Origin of the sequence: Pseudoalteromonas sp. A757, from assembly GCF_004103285.1 — a bacterium.
GTDB classification, from domain to species: domain Bacteria; phylum Pseudomonadota; class Gammaproteobacteria; order Enterobacterales; family Alteromonadaceae; genus Pseudoalteromonas; species Pseudoalteromonas galatheae.
Window position 1 is genome coordinate 23,497 of sequence record NZ_QNQN01000061.1, and the last position, 22,033, is coordinate 45,529.

Genomic DNA, 22,033 nt, shown 5'->3' on the forward strand with positions numbered 1-22,033 from the left:
TCGAAATAAAAAAGCCCGACTACAAAGTCGAGCTTGGGGAGGCGTGGCGCTTTGGATTGCCACTTGCTTACTGATTAAATTCTTTCTCAGACAGTTTGCCGTCTCCGTCGCTGTCTAGCTTATCAAAGATTGAAGCAAGAGGTTCTGACAGTGACGCTTCGCTTTTAGAGATAAAGCCATCTTTGTCTAAATCAAAATCGTTAAATTCTGCTGCCATTGCTGAGCCGGCAAAAAGTACTGTGGCGGCTGTGATTGCTGTTGCTAACTTTTTCATTGTGACCTCCTAGCCTTTAAAGTTAGAGAATTCAGAAGCGCTTAGCTGACCATTTTTGTCTGCATCTAGCTTCTCGAACTGACCAAGTAGTGTTGATGATACTGATGCTTCTTGCTGGCTGATCTGCCCGTCTTTGTCCTTGTCTACATCTTGAAATGACAAGGTTGCTGCCAGTGCCATCGTACTCACCAATACACCTATGGTCGTTGCACATACCGTTCTAAGTTTCATAGCCATTCTCCTCACTATGCCCGTCTCTCATTGCGGCTCTAGTCGCAAATTAACCTTTAAAGTTAGAGAACTCAGTTTCGTTTAGTTCTCCGTCAGCGTTTACATCTAAGTCTTTAAACTGCTCGATAAGCGCTGTATTTACTTTTGCTTCGCTCATGCTAATAGCACCGTTGCCATCTGTGTCATAGCTTGCGAAATCTTCACCAGCAATAGTATTTGCTGAAGCCAATGTTAGACCTGTGATTGATAGTGCGATAAGTACATTTTTCATCATTCTGCTCCTAAAATTTCCTAAATATGATTTGCTTTTGGGCGGCTTGATTAGCCTTGGTAATTTGCGAATTCAGACTCGCTTAACTCACCGTCGGCATTGCTGTCTAGTTGCGTAAATTGCTCTGCAAGCGACTGATTTACTTTTGCCTCAGTCATGCTGATGGTGCCGTTACCGTCAGTATCATATTTAGTGAAATCTTCACCAGCTAATGCAGAAGCTGAAGCGAATGTTAAACCTGCAATTGAAAGTGCTGCTAATACGTTTTTCATGATAGTCCAATCCTTCTGTCGTGTTCGTTATGGCGTCAAAGGCAGTGGGCGCTAAGCCCACCTAGCGATTAACCTTCGTAGTTCGCGTACTCAGATTTGCTTAGCTCGCCATCGGCGTTCGTGTCTAAGTCTGCAAACTGTTCAGTTAACGAAGTGCTTACGCTTGCTTCAGTAACGCTGATTGAACCGTTGCCATCAGTATCTAGTTTCTCGAAATCGCCACCAGCAAATGCTGATGCTGAAACCATTGATAACCCTGCGATTGATAGTGCTGCTAGTACATTTTTCATAATCTAACCCTTCAATTGTGTCATTTTGTTCTGATGAGCTAGGCATGCGGCCCAGCTCCTTAACTCATTACTCGATCCAGTGCCAAATTAGCCTTCGTAATTTGCGTATTCAGACTTGCTTAGCTCGCCGTCGGCATTAACGTCTAAGTCCGCGAATTGCTCACTCAATGACGCGCTTACGCTCGCTTCAGTTACACTGATTGAGCCGTTGCCATCAGTATCCAATTTTGCGAAGTCATCACCAGCAAGTGCTGATGCTGAAACCATTGATAAACCTGCGATTGATAGTGCTGCTAGTACGTTTTTCATAATCTTTTCCTTAACTTGGGGTATATTTAAAAATCTGCTATTACGTTATCGGCTCGTTATTAGCCTTCAAAGTTATCAAACTCAGACTGGCTTAATTGGCCGTCTTGGTCGGCGTCAAGGTCTTTAAACTGCGCCATTAAATTTGGATTCGCTTTTGATTCGCCTAATGAGATGTAGCCATCTCCATCAACATCGTATTTATCAAACTCAGAGTCTGCGTGAGCACCTACTGATGCGAAAGAAAGTACAGCTGCTGATAGTGCGATTGCTAAAGTTTTCATAATCAGTTCCTCTCATATAACTTGTCGTTTCTGCTTCTCTGCGTTGGTTTGCGTTGAAGCGAATGTTTTTTGCTTTCGAGATAACTATTCCAACTTTGATGCCAAAGTTTAAAAGAATATAAAAATCAACAAGTTAAAAACCAAAGTGGATTTTTATTAAGGATGGATTCAGTGAGATTGTTGCCATTTAGCAACAGGTGATTTGGAGATAAAATTAAAACTTATTTATTTTCAATAAGTTAAACTGTCGCATAAAAGCAACACCATAAAAAACTAGGATGTAAGTGCCGCCCAAAGCGGTTAAGTTTCGTGCAAAAAGCATTCACATTCAGTATGGAGTGGAGTAGTCAGAAAAAATTTTTATAAAAATATCGAAAATTTTTTCTTATCTTTCCTAGAAAATCAGCAAATCGATAAAACACTTTAATAATCAGTATATTAAAATCAAATTTCATCTTGGGAAAATTGCTATAGAAGTGGCTGAGTGGGCAGTAAGCTGACGAAAAACAGAAGTATTTTAAAAAAGTAGCAGAGAAAAGAGAGGTGTGTTGCTAAAAAGCAACACACGCTAGATTTGTATTAGATTACGGAGCGGTACCCAACCTTGCAGCGCTGACTTTTTACTTGAGCACCACACCCAACCATTGAGTTGGTTATGCCCCAATAAGTGTTCACCTTGAACTACCGATAACTCCTGAGCAGTATAGTCCATTAATGCAACACCTTGTTTGGGATTGACTAAGCGAAACACTTGAGCAGGTACCCAACCAGACACTTGCTCCTCAGTTTCGCAGAAAAACCAATTGTCCCACCCCTCTTCGCCCTCATACTCTTCACCAACGGTCAATCTGGCACCTTGTTTAAACGTGATGGGGGTCGGAAACTCATTGATATGTTCCTTGATTACTTGATATTCGATATCTAACTGCTTATTTTCCAAGTTTTAACTCCATGTACGTCAGCCATTAGACTGGCGTTTTAGCTCTTCTAGCATACGTTCATCACCCATCAAGTTTTTAAGGATGGCTTTAACCTTGGGATCCGAGGCATTTTCGTAGAGAGAAAGCAAATCTTGCGCAATCCGTTGTTGCTGTTTTGGATCCGTGCCTGACTGGAAATACTGTGACATCAGTCCTTCTGCTGCGAGGCTTTTCACGTAATCATTGGGCTCTTGTTCTAACATTTTCACAAACGACTGTGACAAACGCTCATCAACGATAGGTGTGCGCGACACGAGCTCAAGCGCCTGTAGCCTCAACTTTTCATCACTCATGTTATGCGTCATATTGAGGATAGATTCTACCGCTTGATAATCATATTGCTCTAATTCATTGCGATTTAGCATAAACATGTTCATTTGTAGCTGGCTCATCGCCGCTAAACGTTCCGCCGCTGGTAAACTGCTATTCAGAATTTTCTGCTTTAAATCGTTGCTGATTTGACTCGCGTACTCAGGATCGGTCTTGATCCGCATTTCGTAGTCTTCGGGTAAGTCTTCATAAAAGCCATAAATTGGGTTTTCAGCTTTCATCTCATCGATTTTTTGTTGTTCACGTTTTTCTATCAACGAGAAGATTAGAGACTCAAACTCATCCGGCGCCTGCTCAGAGAGTAAGTCTGACTTTTCCATCGACAATGCCTGTAACCTCGTTTCAAGTTTATTGATCCGAGCCATTAACTTAGCGATTTGTTCAGGCTCGTCAGTTGAAATCTGAGTGTCCTGCGTATATTGAGTTGCATTATAGTGAGGCTGTTGAGTAGGGCTCTGATACGCATGTGGTGCTACAGGAGAGGTTGCTAATTTGGTTTGAATGACATTAAACCCAGAAAAAGCCAATGCAAGAACTGAGCATGAAAGCGCTATATTGAGTTTAAGATTAGACATGAACGAGTTACCCTTATAAAAAGTAGCAATGTAATAGATCTGCAAGACAAATACTGTAAATGATTGTACTGTAAATTGATACAGCAAGAGGCAATTACGTCAAGAATTATTACACTTTGCACAGGGTAGCCAAAACTAGCTTCCAAACAGATTGAAATGATTGCCAACAAGGAATGACCGTGAATAATATACTGCAAACTGTCCACTATAAACCCATCACATTGCTTTTACTTGGTATTGCGACAGTGACGTCTTTGCTTGGCAGCAGCCTACTTTGGCAAAGTCACCAAGCCTTATTTCAATGGATTTTGCCCTCAGCCTCACTACTTCTTGTGTTGCGATTAGGGTGGCATGTTCGCCAAACAAGCCTGGCAGTAAGTCCCTGTACTTTACACACAGACATAAAACTCTGTTGGGTTGCTCTGCTCTTATGTACTGGCGGAGATATCGTCAACTTCAATCTCTTCGAGCTTTACCATCGCCAAGATCAAACCATAAAGCATGACTACCTAATCGACTCTATTTGGTTTTTTGCCCTTGGTTATGGGCTTTTATTTGGACTGCTTATTCGGTTTTTAAGGCGAGAATTCTCATTAACATTAGCAACCGCGACTGTGTTGGTTGTTGTGTCTATGGCGTTATCGTTGTTTAGCTATCAAATGATGTACCTACCTACGATAAGCCAATACTCTCTGCTGTTGAGCGCAAGTTATAGCTTAATAGTGACCTTGCTTGGTGTTTTTGGTTTTTGGCTTATTATTCAAAACATTAAACTCAATGAACAAACCAACTACGCAGTTGCCATCGGCTTTATCCTAGCTATGTTAGCGGATGCTATCATCGGTCAATTTTGGCTGTTCGCAAACCAAGGGAATGGTTACTTCCCTATTGCGAGGCATGTTAATTGGGTCATCTATATTGGCTCGCAAACGTTACTATTATTGTTTCCTGTTGCCATGATAAAAACTAATGTTATTACACCTAAGGCTTAGGCAACAAAAAGGCCGAACGATGTCGGCCTTAACTATTTATGCGCTATATCGATAAGCGGCTTATCTTTTGACAATCGCATTGTGGTAAACGTTTTGTACGTCATCCACATCTTCAAGCATGTTGATTAGCTTTTCGAATGTCTCAATTGCTTCTGGATCTTCGATTTCTACGTGAGTTTGCGGAACCCAAGTGATCTCGTCGACCTCAAAAGTGATCCCCTCAAACGCTTCTGTCAATGCAGTTTTCGCCTTGAAGTACTCAGTGTGAGGTGCGAAAACAGAAACTTGGCCGTCTTCAACTTCTACGTCAGTAACATCAACATCAGCCATCATTAGCGCTTCCAAAACTGACTCGTCGTCATCACCTGCAAATCCTAAGATCGCAAAGTGGTCAAACATATGTGCCACACAGCCAGGATTACCTAAGTTTGAACCAGTTTTGGTAAACGGTAAGCGAACATCTTTGATAGTACGATTCATGTTGTCTGTTAAACAGTCAACGATGATCATGCTGTTACCTGGACCGTAACCTTCGTAACGCGCAGGAGTGTAATCTTCGCCCGCACCGCCTGCCGCTTTTTCGATTGCTTTATCAATAACGTGTGCAGGAACTTGATCTTTCTTTGCCTTGTCGATTAAACGACGTAATGACAAGTTCGTTTCAGGATCTGCGCCGCCATTTTTAGCAACAACGTAAATCTCTTTTCCGTATTTTGAGTTTACTTTTGTTTTTGCCGCCGCCGTTTTTGCCATGGCGTTTTTGCGGACTTCAAATGCTCTGCCCATCTTAATGCTCGTTTTTATAAAAATTGGCGAAGATTTTACCAAGACATTTGAGTTACGGCTATACCCTTATTATCCGTGATGATAATTTGCTTCAAGCAACAAGATTATATACTTGTTCTGCAACTATTTTGTGGCGAACCTAAACAACTTTACTATAGTTAATACTGTTTAAATTTACCGCTATGGGTGGCTTACGTATGATCATGTTTGGCTTGGGAAAAGCAAAAAAGCAAAATGGACAAGATGCTGCGCTCTTTCAACACTTTAAGGCTACAACCCCTTACTTAGAAGTGGATTATCAAACAGATATTGTTCAGGGTAGTTCGGCTTTCAATCGCTTACTCGGACACCCGACGAGCCACGAGCTGAAATCTCTAAGTTTTCTATGTCATACTTCAACGGATGCAGCCACACTCAAGCGTGGGCTCGCTCAACTTGAGCACCAAGCACATGTAAAGGTAGAAGTCTCTCTCAATACAGCGAGTGACAACAAGCCGAAGAAGTTATTACTGGAGCTATCGCGTACTCAAGAAGGTAGAATTTTAGTTATTGCGACAGACATCGATGATTACCTCACAACTATCGCCAACATGAGTGCAAATTTACGTGCGTTATCAGCGTCCTTTGCGGTTATCGAATTCGACATGCACGGTAAAGTACTGGACGCCAATGAAAACTTTTTGTCAGTTATGGGTTATGACTTGGAGGAAATACAAGGTAAGCATCATAGCTTATTCGTTAGCGATGACTACGCTGCAAGCGCGGAGTATGAAGCATTTTGGCAACGCCTAAATAATGGCGAATTTTTTGAAGGTGAATTCGCAAGGCAAACAAAATCAGGTAAAACGATATGGATCCAAGCCACTTATAATCCAATTTTTGATGAACAGAATAGGCCTATCAAAGTCGTAAAATATGCCTCAGATATCACCGCACAAAAATCGAAAGCCGCTGACTTTCAAGGGCAAGTTGATGCCATCAAACAAACTCAAGCCGTTATTGAGTTTGACCCTTACGGCAACATAAAGACTGCAAACAGGCTATTTTTAAATGCGGTTGGTTACACATTAAGTGAAATACAAGGTCAACACCATCGATTATTCGTGGCACAAGAAGAGGCTGAGAGCAGCGAATATCAAGACTTTTGGCACGCTTTACGACAAGGTAAACATCAATCCGGTGAGTTTAAACGCCTAACGAAATCAGGAAACACTCTGTGGATTCAAGCAACCTATACTCCCATCTATGACGAAAATGGCCAGTTGGGCAAAATCGTCAAATATGCCTCGGATATTACTCAAGCAAAGCTGGCGTCTTTCGACTTTGCCGGGCAACTCAAAGCCATCAATCGCTCGCAAGCCGTTATCGAGTTTGATTTGCAAGGTAATATTTTAAAAGCAAATGAAAACTTTTTATCTGTAATGGGCTACAAGAAAGAAGAAGTCATTGGCAAACATCACAGCATGTTCGTTGACAGTTTTTACGCGCAAAGCAGCGAATACAAAGCATTCTGGCAACGTTTAAAACAAGGCCAATTTGAAACAGGTGAGTTTCAACGCAGAGGGAAAGGTGACAAAGAAATTTGGATTCGTGCCACTTACAACCCAATTTTAGATGAGCAAGGGAAACCGCTAAAAGTCGTGAAATTTGCGACAGATATTACCGAACAAAAAGCCATTGCTGCTGATTTTGATGGTCAGCTTCAAGCCATTCGTAAATCACAAGCCGTCATTGAGTTTGCAATGGATGGTACTATTTTATGGGCCAACGAGCCATTCCTAGATACGATGGGGTACTCACTTGACGAAATCAAAGGTAAACATCACCGTATTTTTGCTACACACGAACAAGCCACTAGTTCTGAATACCAGCAATTTTGGCAAAAGCTCAACCGAGGTGAGTTCGACTCAGGACAATACTTGAGGCTGGCAAAACAAGGTCAAGAGGTATGGATCCAAGCATCTTATAACCCTATTCTCGATCAACAAGGTCGCCCCTTTAAAGTCGTTAAATATGCAACGGATATCACAGAACAAAAACAAGCGGTTGAACATATTAAAGATGCTATCTTGGCAATGGAGCAAGGTGATTTAAGGCATAGGATCACCCACCACATAGGTGGCGAGTTCTCGGTGCTACAACAAGCAATGAACGGCTTATTCGATAAATTAAGCGACTTAGTTAACACCATAAACAATGGTGCAGAGCAAGTGTTTGATGTGGCTAAACAAATCGCGAATAACAACGAAGAACTCAATAGCCGCATTGAAAATCAAGCGGCGAGCTTAGAAGAAACTGCCGCCACTATGGAAGAGCTTACCGCTACGGTTAAAAAGAATGCGAGTAGCGCAAGTAATGCCGCTGAGAAAGCGACTATTGTTAGAGAAAAAGCACACTCAGGTAAAGCATCGATTGATGATGCCATTACCGCAGTAGGTAGAATCGAATCTTACAGCACGAAAATCTCTGATATTATCAGTGTCATTGACGAAATCGCTTTCCAAACCAACCTCTTAGCACTCAATGCTTCCGTTGAAGCAGCCCGGGCTGGTGAGGCTGGACGCGGATTTGCCGTGGTTGCCGGAGAGGTGAGAAACCTTGCTCAACGTAGCGCATCAGCGGCACGTGAAATCAAAGCACTGATCAAAAATAGCGTTGATGCAGTGGCGCAAGGCAGCAAACTTGTATACGAGTCTGGTACGACTTTCGATGAGCTAATGCAATCAATTGCCGAGGTGAGCAAAATGGTGGCAGACATAGATAACGCGGGGAAAGAGCAAGCTGAAGGGATAGCTGCGGTTTCCACCACCATCGCACAAATGGATAATATTACTCAGCAGAACGTTACTCTAGTTGAAACAACATCTCGTTCAGGTAGAAATATGGAAAATCAAGCCAAGCTCCTTACCGATCAAGTTGCATTTTTTCAACTAGATGAATAGTTAAGGGTGCATTATCTACACAACCACATATAAGTAATTTATCTGAGTATACCCGCTGTACCCTTGATGCATCGGGTATGTTAAGCTCGTTCGACTGGTTAGTCTCCCTTTTGTTTATCGCTTTACCCCATTTGGACAGTTTTATTAGACAAAAGGAAAAATGATGATAAGTCCAGTTACACCAAGCGATTACCAGGAACTACTGGCTGTTTGGGAAGACTCTGTGCGAGCCACTCATGATTTTATCACTGAGGCGGACATCGCTTATTTTAAACCTATTATTATTGAACAGGCGTTTCCAAACGTTACGCTGCACTGTGTAAAAAATAGCGACGCGGATATTGTCGGTTTTATTGGTGTACATGACCGAAAGATCGAGATGTTGTTTGTACTCGCGAAAAGCAGAGGACAAGGTGTCGGAACTGAGCTGCTTCACTTTGCGCTTGAAACACAAAATGTGCAGTTCGTTGATGTCAATGAGCAAAACCCAGAAGCCGTCGGCTTTTATGAAGCAAAAGGCTTTAAGGTATATGAACGCTCACCAACTGACGATATGGGAAAGCCTTTTCCAACCCTACGAATGCGACTTCTAACGTCAGCTTAATTCAAATATGGGCCTACACAACGGGCCCATCATTTACTCTTGTCTAGTCATAGCACTTAGAAAAAATAAAATACTGAAATTTAAAGCAAAAACTCAATATAACCACATTGCATATAGTAAACGTACTAAAGCTACCTGCTTGACAAACATTAGTTATCTTAGCTAATCACTTTTATTAAGACCGTCCATTTATCGTTAGAAAAAACGCAGACTATTTACAATTATTTACTATTTAAGTAAGAGGCACAATAACATTTATCTCCACCTCTAAATTGGATATTTCTCAACCTAAAATCCCGTTTTCCAGTACAAAAAGCAACCAGCCCAAGCTCATTAAATTAAAGTTAAATTGACAATTGCGCACAAAATAAAATAAATGTAACAAAACAAAAACAAGGAGAGAAAAATGATAAAACAGTTATTACTTACTTCCACTCTATTCGGATTAGCAATTTGTTCGACTAATGCACTAGCAGATCAAGTACTGTGCGCTGTGAGCCCCACAAGTACCCCCCAGGAAATGAAACCGGGTTTTTGCGGGAGCCAAAAAGTAACTTCCTCGAGACCGTCCGTACATTTTCTATTTGAACCATCTAAACCCGTAGAGCATATAACGTGGCAATTCAGCACACCACTGTCTGGTAGATGGGATTGTGGCGCACATCGTACAGAGTGTGTTTTTTATGACGATGGAGAAGATAATTCACCTTTTCGCGACGCTACGGCCTGTGTAAAAAGAGTACTTTACAAAGATGGTACATGGAAAAGTATGAACGAATGTGCAACTGCAATTTATAACTTAGGTTCTAGGTTCTAGAGCTCATCACAAACCAATAAAAACTTGTAATATAAGGAATATAAAAATGAAAAAAGCAATAATTTCAAGTGCACTACTTGTACTCGCTACCACTACCTACTCACAGCAAGCTGAAGCAGCACACGTCGAGTGTTTGATTGGCGGAACCAGTACACAACAGTTTTTTGAGCCCGACTTCTGCTCAGCGATGGCTAACACAAACCGCCCTTCAGTTGCATTTAGATTTATTGCAGATAAAGATGTTGCCGATGTGGTTTGGTCATATAGTGCATCAGCTACCGGGAACTGGGAATGCGGGAACGGTTCATACTGCCACTTTCGTGATAGTGGCAGACAAAACCATGACGTGTTTTATGATGCATCAGCTTGTGTAACAAGGGTACTTTACAAAGATGGCACATGGGAAAATACCAAACACTGTGCCACGGGACATTACTCGAAACAATCTAGCAATCCATTCTAAGAATTTGGTGTATATAAAGTTTGATATCAATACTCTAGAGCTTATCGCGATCAAAGCATTCGTCACACTTACCGTTAGCTCAGGGTAAAAGTCTAAAGATTGTATAGAAATACAAAACTTGGAACAATATCAAAGATATGTATTCAAATCTTATCTTGTACGGCAAGGCAGATTAGGTCGTAGTATGGGAAGAAGCTTTGGTATCACTGCAAAGCTTCTTTCTCATTTAATATGCACAGACTAAAAAAATAAATCAGAACAATCCAGTTCAGCAAGCATTATGTTACTTGGCAAACAATCTTCTCTCACAAAGCGTGCAAGTTCAGAGCGTTTCTCACACAATAATACATCCAATGCTAGACGATTTTTACCATAAATACCGCGATGTATCATATTGGCTGAAAATGCAAGGAGATCACCTGCGACCAAGGGAATGACTTTACTTCCCGGCAAACATTCATGGTTATTATGTCCTGATTGTTCTAACCTAACGTTTAACTCTTGAGGTGAGTCCCACCGTTTGTGAGTGCCTGGGATCAATTCTATTCCGGGCTCATCTTCCAGTGCCAATCGAAAGTGAATAACTTCAGGCCCTAACAACAATGCTTGTTTTTGCTCTTCAATGGTTAAATGATATTGTGGATCTCGGTGCCAGTAATTGAGTTGAGTGGTGTTCGCGGGGTTAAAAAATAGCTGAGTATTCATAAATCGAAACTCACGCGAAAATATGGACGAAGCTAGTGATACAAGAGAACCTGACGCAATGAATTGGAAAAGGGTAAGCCTTTGCTGTTCATCAAGGTACTTTGGTGCAGTAAGGTAGGCAGAATTGATTGCTCGACTCTGGTAAAAGTCATAATTGTCAGCCAGCCACGCATGATGAAATGCTAAAACGACTTGCTTGACTTTGTTAAGCTCGCGGGGCGATATAAAACTAGGCTTTACTAGATAACCATACTTATCAAAATTATGTGCTGATTTTACCATCACATATTGACCTCTGGCATTGCCGGTCAAGCTCCTGTAACTAAATTGATTCCATACAGTTTTGAAATAGAGTCGAAAAGTATTCGGCTCCAACAATAACGTATATTTTTGATGCGACCCATTTGGCCCTAGCCTTTGACAAGAAAAGTCGTCGCTCTTTTTCATACCCATTCGCTAAGGTAAACGCCTCTTTGGCGAACCAAAGCGAACTGGTGTAGCTTCCCTAAACGTTCATAGGGCGTCTAACAGGGCTTCCGCCTTACTTACTTCAAATTGTTTAGGTTGTTCTACATTGAGTGATGTCACGATACCATCCTCAATAACCATAGCGTAACGCTGCGAACGCACACCGCCAAAAGGCCCAGTATCCATTTCAAGTCCTAGCGCCTTGGTAAAGCTTGCATCGCCATCTCCAAGCATCATAATTGCTTCTGCGTTTTGCGCATCACCCCAAGCTTTCATTACAAAAGCATCGTTTACCGATACACATGCGATGATATCAATGCCTTTTTCGGCAAATTTATCTGCATTTGCAACAAAGCCAGGTAAATGAGATGCAGAACAAGTTGGTGTAAACGCACCAGGAACCGCAAAAAGCACCACTTTTTTACCAGCGAACAACGTTGTTACGTCATGATTAACCATACCGTCAGAGGTGAGTTCGCTCAATTCGACTTGTGGTAATTTTTGTCCAACTTCAATCATTGTTTAATTCCTTCATTTAAGAGTTAAGCGCCTTCAAGGCCCTTTGTTATAGTAGTACATCACCCAAAAAACTATTATCAGTGACTACATTTCGACTTGTTTAATGTCAACTTGCGGGGTTTCATAGCCTGTAAAAAGTAACCACTGTTTTTCCGCAATAAAGGCAAGGCCACGACTACGGCTAAAGCTGCGTTCTGGCACACGGATGATATCTTTATGCACTTTACTAGCAAAGTCAAAATAGCTGATGCGAAAGTCCCCTCGCCACACATATAAGTAGTAAATACCAGAGTGTGACACCGACCAACTCGCACTGGAAGCCAAATGTGCATTTTTAAATAATAGCGTTTCTACTCCCGTTGCCAGATCCATATACCACATTTCTTGCAATTCGCCGCGATACACGTAAAGCAATCCTTCTTGCTCATAAGCAACATCGCCTTTGGTGAGCTTAACAGGAGCACTCTCAGAACTAAGTGGTAAATGATACAAGTCACGGCCATCAGAAACATAGACACCGCTTCCATCTGAAGACCAACTTGGCTTACCATGATATTCAAGTCCAGTATCGATTTGAGTGACCTGCTTAGAATTGACATCCAAAAGCTGAAGTTGGCTTCCTTGCTGAGACTTTGTTAAAAAAATAATTTTTGTACCATCTGGCGACCAGATAGGATGAAGGGCTTGCAACGACAACGTCGTCATTTGTTCACGTTTATCGCCAGTCAAGCTGGAAGTCCAGATTTCGTCAAAGCCAGATTGGTTAGATACAAAGACAATACGTTCGGAAAAAGGCGAGTAATTAGGGTATCGAAAACTAACTGGAGACTGTAACAATGGAAAAGGGGAGCTTGCAACCTGTGCATTTAAATCTAACTTCATAATAGAAGTTTTGATATTCCAATCGTGGAAATACAATCGACCAGAACGGCTAAAACTCGGATAACTTAACCCATCAAAAGGCAAGATGCCCAATGTTTTGCCTTCAGGACTAATTTTATATGCGCTACGTGTACCATGCTCAATAGACGAGATAACCAAATAATCGCCAGAAGGATGCCAACTAATTCCCCTTAAATCATCAAGCCCATTTAGTATTTTGATTTCTTTGCCTGTTTCTAAATCTTTTAAGTATAGATTTTCAAGTCCATTAGGTAAGTTACGAGTGATTGCAATTTGTGCTGCATTCGGTGCAAACTCTACACTTTCAAGTTCACTTCCTTCACAGTCTATTTCACAACCGAGCTCCGTTGACGTTCGATCATTCAAATTTAATAGCGTAACCCGAGCCTCACCTGTTTGGTCTTTGTCCGCAATAAATCCCAACACATTATTTCTTACCGAATAAGTCAACGTCGTTGTCGTATCCGAAACGCAATTTGCAATGTATGACTGCACCTTAGTGATAACATCCAATGACTTTATCTCACACTGGCCTGCTCGCTTCTCGATATAAAAAAGCGTGCGATTATCTCGGCTCCACACCGAAACTGAAGCGTTTCCGGGGCCATTGGTCAACTCTTTAATGGGTAATTCTGGCTGCGCTAAATGCTTTAGATAGAGCCCCGAATGACTACCAAGCTTACGCCAAGCAAATACCAAAAACTGTTCGTTCGGTGAAACACTAGGAAAAAGCTCCCGCCCTGGGTAGTCGGTTACCTCTTCAAGTTGAGGCGTTGGTTTAAGTGCTGATTGGCCGACAAAAAAATAAAAAAAAGCAAATAATACAAACAGTAAGATAGTCACTACAGCCATTATTTTGGCCTTTAAGGAGGGGCGTTGCATATCGTGTGGATCTGAATTAATCCTAGCGTTTGTAAAAGTTGGTGCTACTTTTAATCTGTATCCCGATTTTCTTATCGTCTCAATTATCTCTAGCTCGGACGCCTCTCTCTCCTCTTCACTAATAGCAAGTAGTGTTTTAAAGGTTTTGCGAAGGTGCCAAATCGCGTTAGTAAGGGCCTTTTCTCCAACAAACAAGTTACCGTCCCAAACTTGCTCAATAATCTCTTCTCGAGTTACAACCCTTGGATAAGCACGCGCCAATACAGTGAGCACTTCAATAAATTTCGGCTGAACACAACAAGTTTGCCTACCGCTTGATAACAGGTGGCCGATTGTATCAACGTTTACTTCTAATAACTTGTAAGTTGTGCCTTGACGCATTTTTCCAACCAAGAGTAAATACATTGTAAATCATACCTAAAATAGTCACCAAAAGACAAAAGTAACGCGATAGACGCCTTGATATAAATTACACACACGACAAAAATCATCATAACAATCTGTATTTATTACTTATTTTCACAAAGATATTAAATAGAGTTAAAAACGTCAAAGAATAGATATCTAACTTATTGCATCAGTTGCAGCTCTAGTGAGAGTGTACTGAGTGAAGAGTAGCTTTCTTTGTTGCTCAAATATTATAAATAACAAACAAGGTTATTTATCTTTCTCAGTCAGCCCTAAAAACCAACAACAATCAGAAAAGAGGGACTCCCGTGTCACCTAACAATAATATTAAATTACTCGCCCTATCTATCGCGCTCGCTTGCAGCAATACGGCTGCTGCAAACGAACAACAAATCGATCTTCAGCAGGTTGAACAAAGTGATACAGTTGCTAAATTGCAAAGTGAGGATCAGTCATTGGAAAAGATTGTCGTTACAGGATCTCGTATCAAGCGCGACAGTTTTTCAGTGTCAACACCTATCGCAACTATGGGGGCTGAATCGCTCAATGATTCAGGCTTTGGTTCACTTTCAGAAATTCTCTATGAAGAAATGCCTCAAGTAAGTGAAGGAACGGGGAACGGTAACTCACAAGGTAGTGTTCAAAATACCGGACTTTCAACTATAGACTTACGCGAATTAGGCGTAAGCAGAACATTGACTTTAATTGATGGCAGAAGAGTAGTATCAAACAGCTATTCAGGCAACTATGTTAGCCTATCAACCATTCCTAAAGGCATGGTTGATAGAATAGAAATCATTACCGGTGGCGCATCAGCAGCCTATGGTTCCGATGCCGTAGCTGGAGTCGTAAATATAATTACACAGCAAGACCAAGAGGGTGCCACTTTTAGTGTCAGAGGTGGTGAAAGTACTGAAGGCGGCGCTCAGGAGTATACAGTAAGTGCTGACTACGGTACGACTTACCACAATGGCAAAGGTTACCTATTCGTCAGTGCCACTTACGACGAAGAAAAGGGACTAAGCTACTGGGATAGAGAGCGTGCTCAGCAGCAAGACAGCTGGGATTACGATAACGACCGTATGTGTAACGTGATGCTCACTGCCAACTACGATCCTGATACAAAAAGTGCTTACCATTGCATGAGAGATATTGATAAATCACAGTGGGCTAGCTTGAGCGACTCAATTCCCGGTGGTGTATTCGATGAATCAAGCAGTACCAAACCTAACTCCGGCTTTTGGTATGACGGCACAACTTTACGTAACGATTGGCAAGAAGAGCTTCATGGTATCCACTTCAACCAATTTACTATGCTTAAGGTGCCCGACAAAGACCTCTCCGCAGCAGTTAAAACAGAGTACGAATTTGATTCTGGTATAGAAGCTTATTTCCAGCTGCAATACAGCCGTAATACCTCTCGGAATATTAAATCACCAGAAAGTGAGGATGAGTGCGATGCGATTGTGACCTATGACCCAAACAGTAATAAATTTGGTTCAGACTGCATGGGCCGTATCCCTTATGATAATCCATATATGCCAGAAGCGATCCGTGCAGAGGCTAGCTCAAAAGGCGTAAAATGGGATAGGCTATTCACCGAGGTTGGTAACATCATCAATAGCAATGAAAGAACGACTATCAGATCTTGGGGTGGCTTACGCGGCTACATCTGGGATGACTGGGAGTGGGATGTTTCTGTAGGTTACGGAAAATTCAAACAAGAACAGAGCCGTAGCAACGAAATTTACGTTGCGCGAGTCAAGCAGGCTCTGCATGCTGAGCGCCTTGTTGATGGTACGGTTCAGTGTAAAGACGAACAAGCTCGGGCTGAAGGCTGTGTACCAATTAATTTGTTCGGCGAAGGTTCAATCACGCCCGAAGCGGCGAATTATATTCGCGCTAACCCTTCCATTACGACTGATATAGACCAAGTGACCGTATCTGGCTTTATTACTGGTGATTTATTTGAACTTCCAGCCGGCCCCGTTGGTTCAGCATTTGGTTTTGAATATAGAAAGGACACGCAAAGCGTATCAACTAACGTACCAAATGGTGGCGTAACATTTAACTACGTACCCACATTTGAAGGTGATGTAAGTGTTAATGAAATCTTCGGCGAATTGTCGCTGCCACTATTAAAAGATGCGCCAATGGCAAAATCTCTTAACGCCGAGATCTCTGCTCGCATCGCTGATTATAGCTGGGCAAATACAGGCTTAATCCAAAGCTATAAAGCAGGCTTCATTTACGAGCCAATCGAAGGTTACTCCATTCGTGCTAACTGGGCTCGAGCCATGAGAGCACCAACAATAACAGAGCTGATGTCACCACCTCGCGGCGACTATGATAGCTTTGATGATATCTGCGATGGTGTTACTGCAACATCAACTGATGCAGGCCACGACAATTGCCGTAAAGATGCGGGAATACAAGCTGCTATTGCCGCTGAAGGGACTTTTGAAGACGAAAATAACGGCTACTCACCTAACTCAGGGAATAGTGAGCTGTTTGAGGAAACCGCAGATACCATCACCATTGGTTTATCCTTAGCGCCCTCCTTTGCACCTGACTTTAGAATTGCGCTAGATTATTACGACATCAAAATCGATGATGCGGTGAGTTCGCTTGCTAATGAAGATATCATAAAGTTTTGTTACGCTTCATCGATGGAGTTCGGTGACAGTAACGAGTTTTGTCGTGATATTAAACGCGATGAAGAAGGGCAGATTTTTGAAGTTAATCAACGTGTCATCAACACGGATGAGATCCGCACTAAAGGTTACGATATCGCACTAGAATATGTGTATGACGCTAGCGATTACGGTAGCTTTAAGGTGAAAGCCGATTGGACACACGTGATCGAATACTCAATCACCAGTACGGGTCCCGATGGACAATACGAAGATCTTTATGAAGGCTACCTAAACGAAGATATTTTCGAAGACAAAGGTGCTATTTCACTAACTTGGTATAAAGATGATTGGCGTGTACGCTGGAGCACAAAATATAAAGGTGCAGTCGAAGCGAGCCGCTCGAGATACGAAGACTGGCAAACAGCTATCGCCAAGAACAATGAGCGCTGTGCAAAAGGCGAAACAACCTGTATAACCAACCCAGAACCGCTATGGCAAGGCGCGCTGCCGTCGGTTACCACTCACAGTTTGAGCGTTAACTATAGTATGGCGCTAAACGGTAATCGTACACTTTCACTTTATGGTGGTGTGAACAACTTATTCGATGAAAAAGGACCATTTATCGTTGGCGGCACAGGTAATTTTGATAGTGCCTATGGCTCAGGTGTTGGTCGCTTTGCATTTATAGGCGCAAAATACCAGTTTTAGACTTCTGCATTGATCCGAGGGGCTACCACTGAGTAGCCCCTTATCTTTAAATGAAAAAAGCCCCGCGCTAGGCGGGGCCAAAATCACTGTTTCGCTGATACAGGCTCAGCAAAAGTAACGTTAACTCTGAAGCTGTGTTAAGCAGTGCTACAGTTCACCGCTTGGCAACGAAACAGTGTACAACAACCTAATATTTAAAGGGAGTTAGGTTAATGTGGTCCGCTGTTGTCGGCTGGTGTCAACCAGTTGCTCTGCCAGACATAGTTACCATGGATATAAAGTAGTTTATCAGCTTGGATTAACCCTCTATCGGCCTCGGTATATCCGAGTGCTTTATCATTGTCTATAGGAGTTGCTACAGCTGCGCGACTACTGCCACGGTAAGTGAGCGTTGAATCTATACCTTGGATAATTTCAAACGCAGCAAGCTCATTTTGCGCAAACCAACTGTAATCGCTATCGCTCGTTTGCTCCGTATTCCAGTAAACAACTGGCAATGTGAATCTGGTTACGGACTCATTGTCTTTCAGAATGGCTAATGTACGGTAGTCGTATTCTAGCGGCGTAAACCCCCCTGCAAAAGTATGATCTTTGAGTAACTTTGGCTCGGCAGGATTTGCTACGTCAAACAAACTGACTTTGGTACCCGGCTGCACGTTTCCATCAGGGTCGCCAATGTGCTGGCCTACCCCCAGTAATAAGCCTTCACCAACTGGGTGCAGATAAGAAGAAAAACCCGGGACCTCCAAGCTTCCCACCATTCTAGGCTGCAATACATCAGATAAATCTAAGACATAGAGTGGATCAACCTGCCTAAAGGTTACGACGTAAGCCGTATCATTGAAATAACGCACTGCATAAACGTCTTCATCCACAAGCCCAGTATCCGGGTTAACTTTACCAATAGGTGTTGGGTTTTGACTATTTGGTAGCGTAGCCACAGTTTTGAGTTCTGTACCTTCTGGTTTAAGTACATATAATTTATGGCTATTACCAATCTCCGTATCATACTGACTCGTTACCACACGTAACACGCCATCTTTTTCATCAAAGCGCGTGGCAGCCATAGAATCGCTGACACGCGAAAGTTGGCCGTCAACCTCGCCTGTTGCTTGATATGTTACCCCTTCATCCGTTAACAGCAATTTATGTAATACCATACCAGAGGGATCCCAGAGTGAAGTTTTCACATCATCATCGCTATCGTTAAATGCATAATTGTATAGGTACACGGCGGTCGCTGACATATAAAAACCAAAGGCTCGAGTACTGACGCAAGTTGTCTTCACATCATCAGGGTTACGAATGTCAATTTCAGTGACTGTTGTTAGGCCATTATAGCCATCTTGTGCAGTGGCATCGGCTGGTAAAAAACAGCCATCTGCAGCCACTAATGGCTTCGCACTTCCTTGCGTTAAGTTTCTAAATTTAGGTAATAAATCGTTAATGTTGGTGTTCATTAAACGATTGTAACTTGCTACTTTATCAGCAGGATTAAAATCACTATAGCTCAGCGTATGGTCTGCGATAACGTAAAGTTTGTCACCAATTAACCTACTACCAACTAATGAGCCATCGATTTGAAAACGTTTTTCAACTTCCGCTTGCGCTGGTAATGCAACGTCACTAAAGGCAAGTTCAATCACTCCTTGATAATTTATCTCAGGTTGAACGTCTAGCTCAGACATATCATCAGCAAAATCATACTCATAATCCATTAATACACTAACAAGCTGATTGTCTTGAAGATAAAGGTTTTGGCTGGCAAATTCAGAGTCTGACACTGTTAACTCATTAACTTGGGTAGGAACATCGCCAGCATTGGTGTCCAAGATACGCACAAAGGTCTTATTGTCGGCATCTTGATATGCGACACCCGTTGAGCCTGCAATAAATAGATATCGACCATCAAATTTAATTCGATCACTTTCTGACACACCGTCAACCAGTTGGTTTGTACCGGAATAAGGCGCACTATCCGTTGTTGATGGGTTTTCCAAGTCATCACTATTACTCAATCCACCACTGGCAACGAAAATACCGTTTTTGATAAACTGACTAAACTGAGCTGAAGAGGCCGTTTTTAACGGAGCCGAACTATTATTCAGGGCGTTAAGTTCTGGTAATTTGTCTTCATTGTTGTCACTACTACCACCGCATGCGCATAGGCTAGCGGCAAGCGGAAGACTGAGCCACATCTTGCATTTCATGATCTGTTTCCTTGTAAGTTAAGTGCAAACTAAGCCTAAACTTTCAGTTAAAAATTTCTGTTATCTTCGCAACTTGTTTTGTTATTTAATGTTACCCTTTCTGGTAATTTGTACGACGGCTGGTAAATTAGACTAGTAGCGATGTTGTGCTTTAATTGACAGACGTTTGGTCAAAGAAAAATATCTGCAAAAAAAGTGCAAAGCCCAACCCCAATACCGGAGTTCCAGTTGAATAAGTTTTTAATGGCCTTAGCCTTGTTGGTTACCACTCAGGTAAATGCCACAGCGGTGCCATGTGATGCAAATGACAGCGAATGCACGCCAGTCGACAAATGGCGGTTTGGCATTGCACTTGGCGGTGGGGTGATCTCAAACCCACTTCACGATGGTGAGAATATCCCTTTAGTCATCGTTCCCTACGTTAGTTACTATGGCGAGCATCTCTTTTTAGATAATGGTACCTTGGGCTACACCTTTTATTACTCCGATAAGTTTGATCTCAGTCTGATCGGGACTTTTAACACTGAGCAAGCCTATTTTGAGAAGTTCCACCCGAGTAACATCTTCGTACAAAAGATGGGGTTTGACGCCAGCGAGCAATTACCAGGTGGTGAATTTGCCGCAGAGCAAACCGCTATTTCTTTGGATGAAATCGAGTCGAGAAAATGGGCCGTTGATGGTGGTGTTTTAGCCCATTGGGTGGTAAACGATAGAGTAAAAGTCAGTGCATCATGGCTTACCGATATAACCAATACTTATCAGGGCTACAATGCGGATATTGGCGTTAGCTACCGTTTTCGTTTTGACAGCTCCCCAAATACTTATGTCTTTATTAAAGGTGGGCTAAAATGGAAGAGCCGACAATTAATAGACTACTATTACGGCATAGACAAAGCAGACATTGCAAATAGTGCGCTGTGGTATAAAGGTAGTTCAAGCTTTCAACCTTATATCAGTTTTGCCTACTCTTACCCTGTCAGTAAATCTTGGACATTCAAGTTTAACGCTAAGTATCAACAACTAGATAATGCAATGACAGATAGCCCGATTGTCGAGGACAGTTATACCGCGACGGTGTTTGTCGGGGGAAAATATGAATTTTAGGCTGTATTCAATAATAATTATAATTTTCAGCACGTCTAGCCAAGCTTTAACCAAAAAAAACAATGATGTCAGTCTTGAAATAAAACCGATTACATGCATGGTAAAACAGGCTGGGCAACGTTGTGAAATGACCGCAAAATTTGCTTGGTACGCGCCGACCTCAATGAGCTTATGCTTGTTTCAAGAGCAACAAAAATTGCAATGCTGGGAGCACGCCAAGGAGGCAAAATCAACACAAATTATCCACCTCTCAAAATCCATGCTCTTTACCCTAAAAGATGCTAAAAATAACGTTGTTGCAAAACAAAATATTGAAGTACACACAAGCGTCAATCAACAATATAGACGTAAACTTAGAAGCGATTGGAGTGTGTTTTAATGGCTAAGGTGTTACTTGTCGAAGATGATGTAAAATTAGCGGAGTTAACCGCTAAGTTCTTAATCCATAACGGTTTTGAAGTTGTTCAATTGCACAATGGTATAAACGCCATTAAGGCAATAGAAGCCGAGAAACCTGATATTTTAATTTTAGATATTATGCTTCCTGGCCTTGACGGCTTCTCTATTTGTAAAGCGGCACGCAGCGAATTTAAAGGGCCGATTCTATTCCTTACCGCCAAAGATAGCGACTTCGACCATGTAAAAGGGCTCGAAATTGGCGCTGACGACTATATCATCAAACCTGTTGAACCCTACGTGCTACTTGCTCGATTGAACGCACTTATAAGGCGCACACAAAATGATGAGGTACATTCAGATTCGATCACCTTGGGCGAATTACAAATAGATAAATCGGACCGTAAGGTCTATTTAGCAGGCGATGAAGTTGAACTAACTAGTTATGAATTTGACTTACTAAAAACGCTTGCTGGCCACGCTGGTGAAACACTTAGCCGAGACTATATCTATAAACACGTTGTTGGTCGCGAGTACGACGGATTAGACAGAAGCGTTGACGTACGTATTAGCCGTTTGCGAAAAAAACTTGGCGACAATCTTGAGCAACCCGCAAGGCTTATCACCGTGTGGGGCAAGGGTTACCTCTGCTCGAAGTCTGCTTGGGATTAGTGAAT

At 42.1% G+C, this 22,033-nt stretch carries 22 protein-coding genes; 8 read left to right on the top strand and 14 right to left on the bottom strand.

What is annotated here, in order from left to right; all coding sequences use genetic code 11:
* Positions 1–67: 67 nt before the first annotated feature.
* The 9 genes from DRB05_RS05810 to DRB05_RS05850 form a co-directional block, all read right to left on the bottom strand.
* On the bottom strand, positions 68–274 hold the full coding sequence (locus tag DRB05_RS05810; protein ID WP_128726086.1) for an EF-hand domain-containing protein: 207 nt from the start codon (positions 272–274) through the stop codon (positions 68–70).
* A gap of 9 nt (positions 275–283) precedes the next feature.
* Positions 284–505 carry a crotonobetainyl-CoA--carnitine CoA-transferase gene (locus tag DRB05_RS05815; RefSeq protein WP_010375684.1) on the bottom strand — a complete coding sequence of 74 codons (222 nt, stop codon included), beginning with the start codon at positions 503–505 and terminating at the stop codon, positions 284–286.
* A 49-nt stretch (positions 506–554) separates the two neighbouring features.
* On the bottom strand, positions 555–776 hold the full coding sequence (locus tag DRB05_RS05820; RefSeq protein ID WP_010375683.1) for an EF-hand domain-containing protein: 222 nt from the start codon (positions 774–776) through the stop codon (positions 555–557).
* A gap of 50 nt (positions 777–826) precedes the next feature.
* A complete protein-coding gene (locus tag DRB05_RS05825; RefSeq protein WP_017218753.1) occupies positions 827–1,048 on the bottom strand; it encodes a calmodulin in 222 nt (73 codons plus the stop codon).
* Between the two features lie 68 nt (positions 1,049–1,116).
* Positions 1,117–1,338 carry an EF-hand domain-containing protein gene (locus tag DRB05_RS05830; protein WP_010375681.1) on the bottom strand — a complete coding sequence of 74 codons (222 nt, stop codon included), beginning with the start codon at positions 1,336–1,338 and terminating at the stop codon, positions 1,117–1,119.
* Between the two features lie 87 nt (positions 1,339–1,425).
* Complete coding sequence (locus DRB05_RS05835; RefSeq protein ID WP_128726087.1) at positions 1,426–1,647, bottom strand: EF-hand domain-containing protein; 222 nt, start codon at positions 1,645–1,647, stop codon at positions 1,426–1,428.
* 59 nt (positions 1,648–1,706) lie between these two features.
* The gene (locus DRB05_RS05840; protein ID WP_017218756.1) at positions 1,707–1,928 is read right to left on the bottom strand and encodes a calmodulin; all 222 of its coding nucleotides are present in this window, start codon (positions 1,926–1,928) and stop codon (positions 1,707–1,709) included.
* Positions 1,929–2,496: 568 nt separating this feature from the next.
* Entirely contained in the window at positions 2,497–2,868 is a 372-nt protein-coding gene (locus tag DRB05_RS05845; protein ID WP_128726088.1) for an SH3 domain-containing protein, read from the bottom strand.
* 18 nt (positions 2,869–2,886) lie between these two features.
* On the bottom strand, positions 2,887–3,813 hold the full coding sequence (locus DRB05_RS05850; RefSeq protein ID WP_128726089.1) for a hypothetical protein: 927 nt from the start codon (positions 3,811–3,813) through the stop codon (positions 2,887–2,889).
* Between the two features lie 173 nt (positions 3,814–3,986).
* Between DRB05_RS05850 and DRB05_RS05855 the strand changes: the two genes are divergently transcribed.
* Positions 3,987–4,805, top strand: a complete 819-nt coding sequence (locus tag DRB05_RS05855; protein ID WP_209319191.1) for a hypothetical protein — start codon at positions 3,987–3,989, stop codon at positions 4,803–4,805.
* 60 nt (positions 4,806–4,865) lie between these two features.
* Here the strand turns inward: DRB05_RS05855 and DRB05_RS05860 are convergent, their stop codons facing one another.
* Positions 4,866–5,591: a YebC/PmpR family DNA-binding transcriptional regulator gene (locus DRB05_RS05860; RefSeq protein WP_010375669.1), complete on the bottom strand. Its 726-nt coding sequence runs from the start codon at positions 5,589–5,591 to the stop codon at positions 4,866–4,868.
* A gap of 197 nt (positions 5,592–5,788) precedes the next feature.
* Between DRB05_RS05860 and DRB05_RS05865 the strand changes: the two genes are divergently transcribed.
* The 3 genes from DRB05_RS05865 to DRB05_RS05875 all read left to right on the top strand — a co-directional run bounded on the left by DRB05_RS05865 (position 5,789) and on the right by DRB05_RS05875 (position 10,417).
* Positions 5,789–8,533: a methyl-accepting chemotaxis protein gene (locus DRB05_RS05865; RefSeq protein WP_128726091.1), complete on the top strand. Its 2,745-nt coding sequence runs from the start codon at positions 5,789–5,791 to the stop codon at positions 8,531–8,533.
* A 163-nt stretch (positions 8,534–8,696) separates the two neighbouring features.
* The gene (locus DRB05_RS05870; RefSeq protein WP_128726156.1) at positions 8,697–9,137 is read left to right on the top strand and encodes a GNAT family N-acetyltransferase; all 441 of its coding nucleotides are present in this window, start codon (positions 8,697–8,699) and stop codon (positions 9,135–9,137) included.
* Positions 9,138–10,000: 863 nt separating this feature from the next.
* A complete protein-coding gene (locus tag DRB05_RS05875; protein ID WP_128726092.1) occupies positions 10,001–10,417 on the top strand; it encodes a hypothetical protein in 417 nt (138 codons plus the stop codon).
* A gap of 240 nt (positions 10,418–10,657) precedes the next feature.
* Here the strand turns inward: DRB05_RS05875 and DRB05_RS05880 are convergent, their stop codons facing one another.
* The 3 genes from DRB05_RS05880 to DRB05_RS05890 form a co-directional block, all read right to left on the bottom strand.
* The gene (locus DRB05_RS05880) at positions 10,658–11,404 is read right to left on the bottom strand and encodes a phytanoyl-CoA dioxygenase family protein (RefSeq protein WP_128726157.1); all 747 of its coding nucleotides are present in this window, start codon (positions 11,402–11,404) and stop codon (positions 10,658–10,660) included.
* A gap of 231 nt (positions 11,405–11,635) precedes the next feature.
* A complete protein-coding gene (locus DRB05_RS05885; RefSeq protein WP_128726093.1) occupies positions 11,636–12,109 on the bottom strand; it encodes a peroxiredoxin in 474 nt (157 codons plus the stop codon).
* Positions 12,110–12,193: 84 nt separating this feature from the next.
* Complete coding sequence (locus tag DRB05_RS05890; RefSeq protein ID WP_240036214.1) at positions 12,194–14,299, bottom strand: winged helix-turn-helix domain-containing protein; 2,106 nt, start codon at positions 14,297–14,299, stop codon at positions 12,194–12,196.
* Positions 14,300–14,610: 311 nt separating this feature from the next.
* Here DRB05_RS05890 and DRB05_RS05895 point away from each other — a divergent pair, with 311 nt between their 5' ends.
* Complete coding sequence (locus DRB05_RS05895; RefSeq protein WP_128726094.1) at positions 14,611–17,646, top strand: TonB-dependent receptor; 3,036 nt, start codon at positions 14,611–14,613, stop codon at positions 17,644–17,646.
* A 209-nt stretch (positions 17,647–17,855) separates the two neighbouring features.
* On the opposite strand, the gene DRB05_RS05900 is transcribed toward DRB05_RS05895, so the two are convergent.
* On the bottom strand, positions 17,856–19,856 hold the full coding sequence (locus DRB05_RS05900) for a beta-propeller domain-containing protein (protein ID WP_128726095.1): 2,001 nt from the start codon (positions 19,854–19,856) through the stop codon (positions 17,856–17,858).
* A gap of 228 nt (positions 19,857–20,084) precedes the next feature.
* Here DRB05_RS05900 and DRB05_RS05905 point away from each other — a divergent pair, with 228 nt between their 5' ends.
* Genes DRB05_RS05905 through DRB05_RS05915 form a run of 3 tightly spaced genes read left to right on the top strand, consistent with a single transcriptional unit; the run spans position 20,085 to position 22,028 of the window.
* Complete coding sequence (locus DRB05_RS05905; protein WP_240036215.1) at positions 20,085–20,960, top strand: MipA/OmpV family protein; 876 nt, start codon at positions 20,085–20,087, stop codon at positions 20,958–20,960.
* Positions 20,950–21,339, top strand: a complete 390-nt coding sequence (locus tag DRB05_RS05910) for a DUF3019 domain-containing protein (protein ID WP_128726096.1) — start codon at positions 20,950–20,952, stop codon at positions 21,337–21,339. The genes DRB05_RS05905 and DRB05_RS05910 overlap by 11 nt, the downstream gene beginning before the upstream one ends.
* Positions 21,339–22,028 carry a response regulator gene (locus tag DRB05_RS05915; RefSeq protein ID WP_128726097.1) on the top strand — a complete coding sequence of 230 codons (690 nt, stop codon included), beginning with the start codon at positions 21,339–21,341 and terminating at the stop codon, positions 22,026–22,028. The genes DRB05_RS05910 and DRB05_RS05915 overlap by 1 nt, the downstream gene beginning before the upstream one ends.
* Positions 22,029–22,033 lie beyond the last annotated feature (5 nt).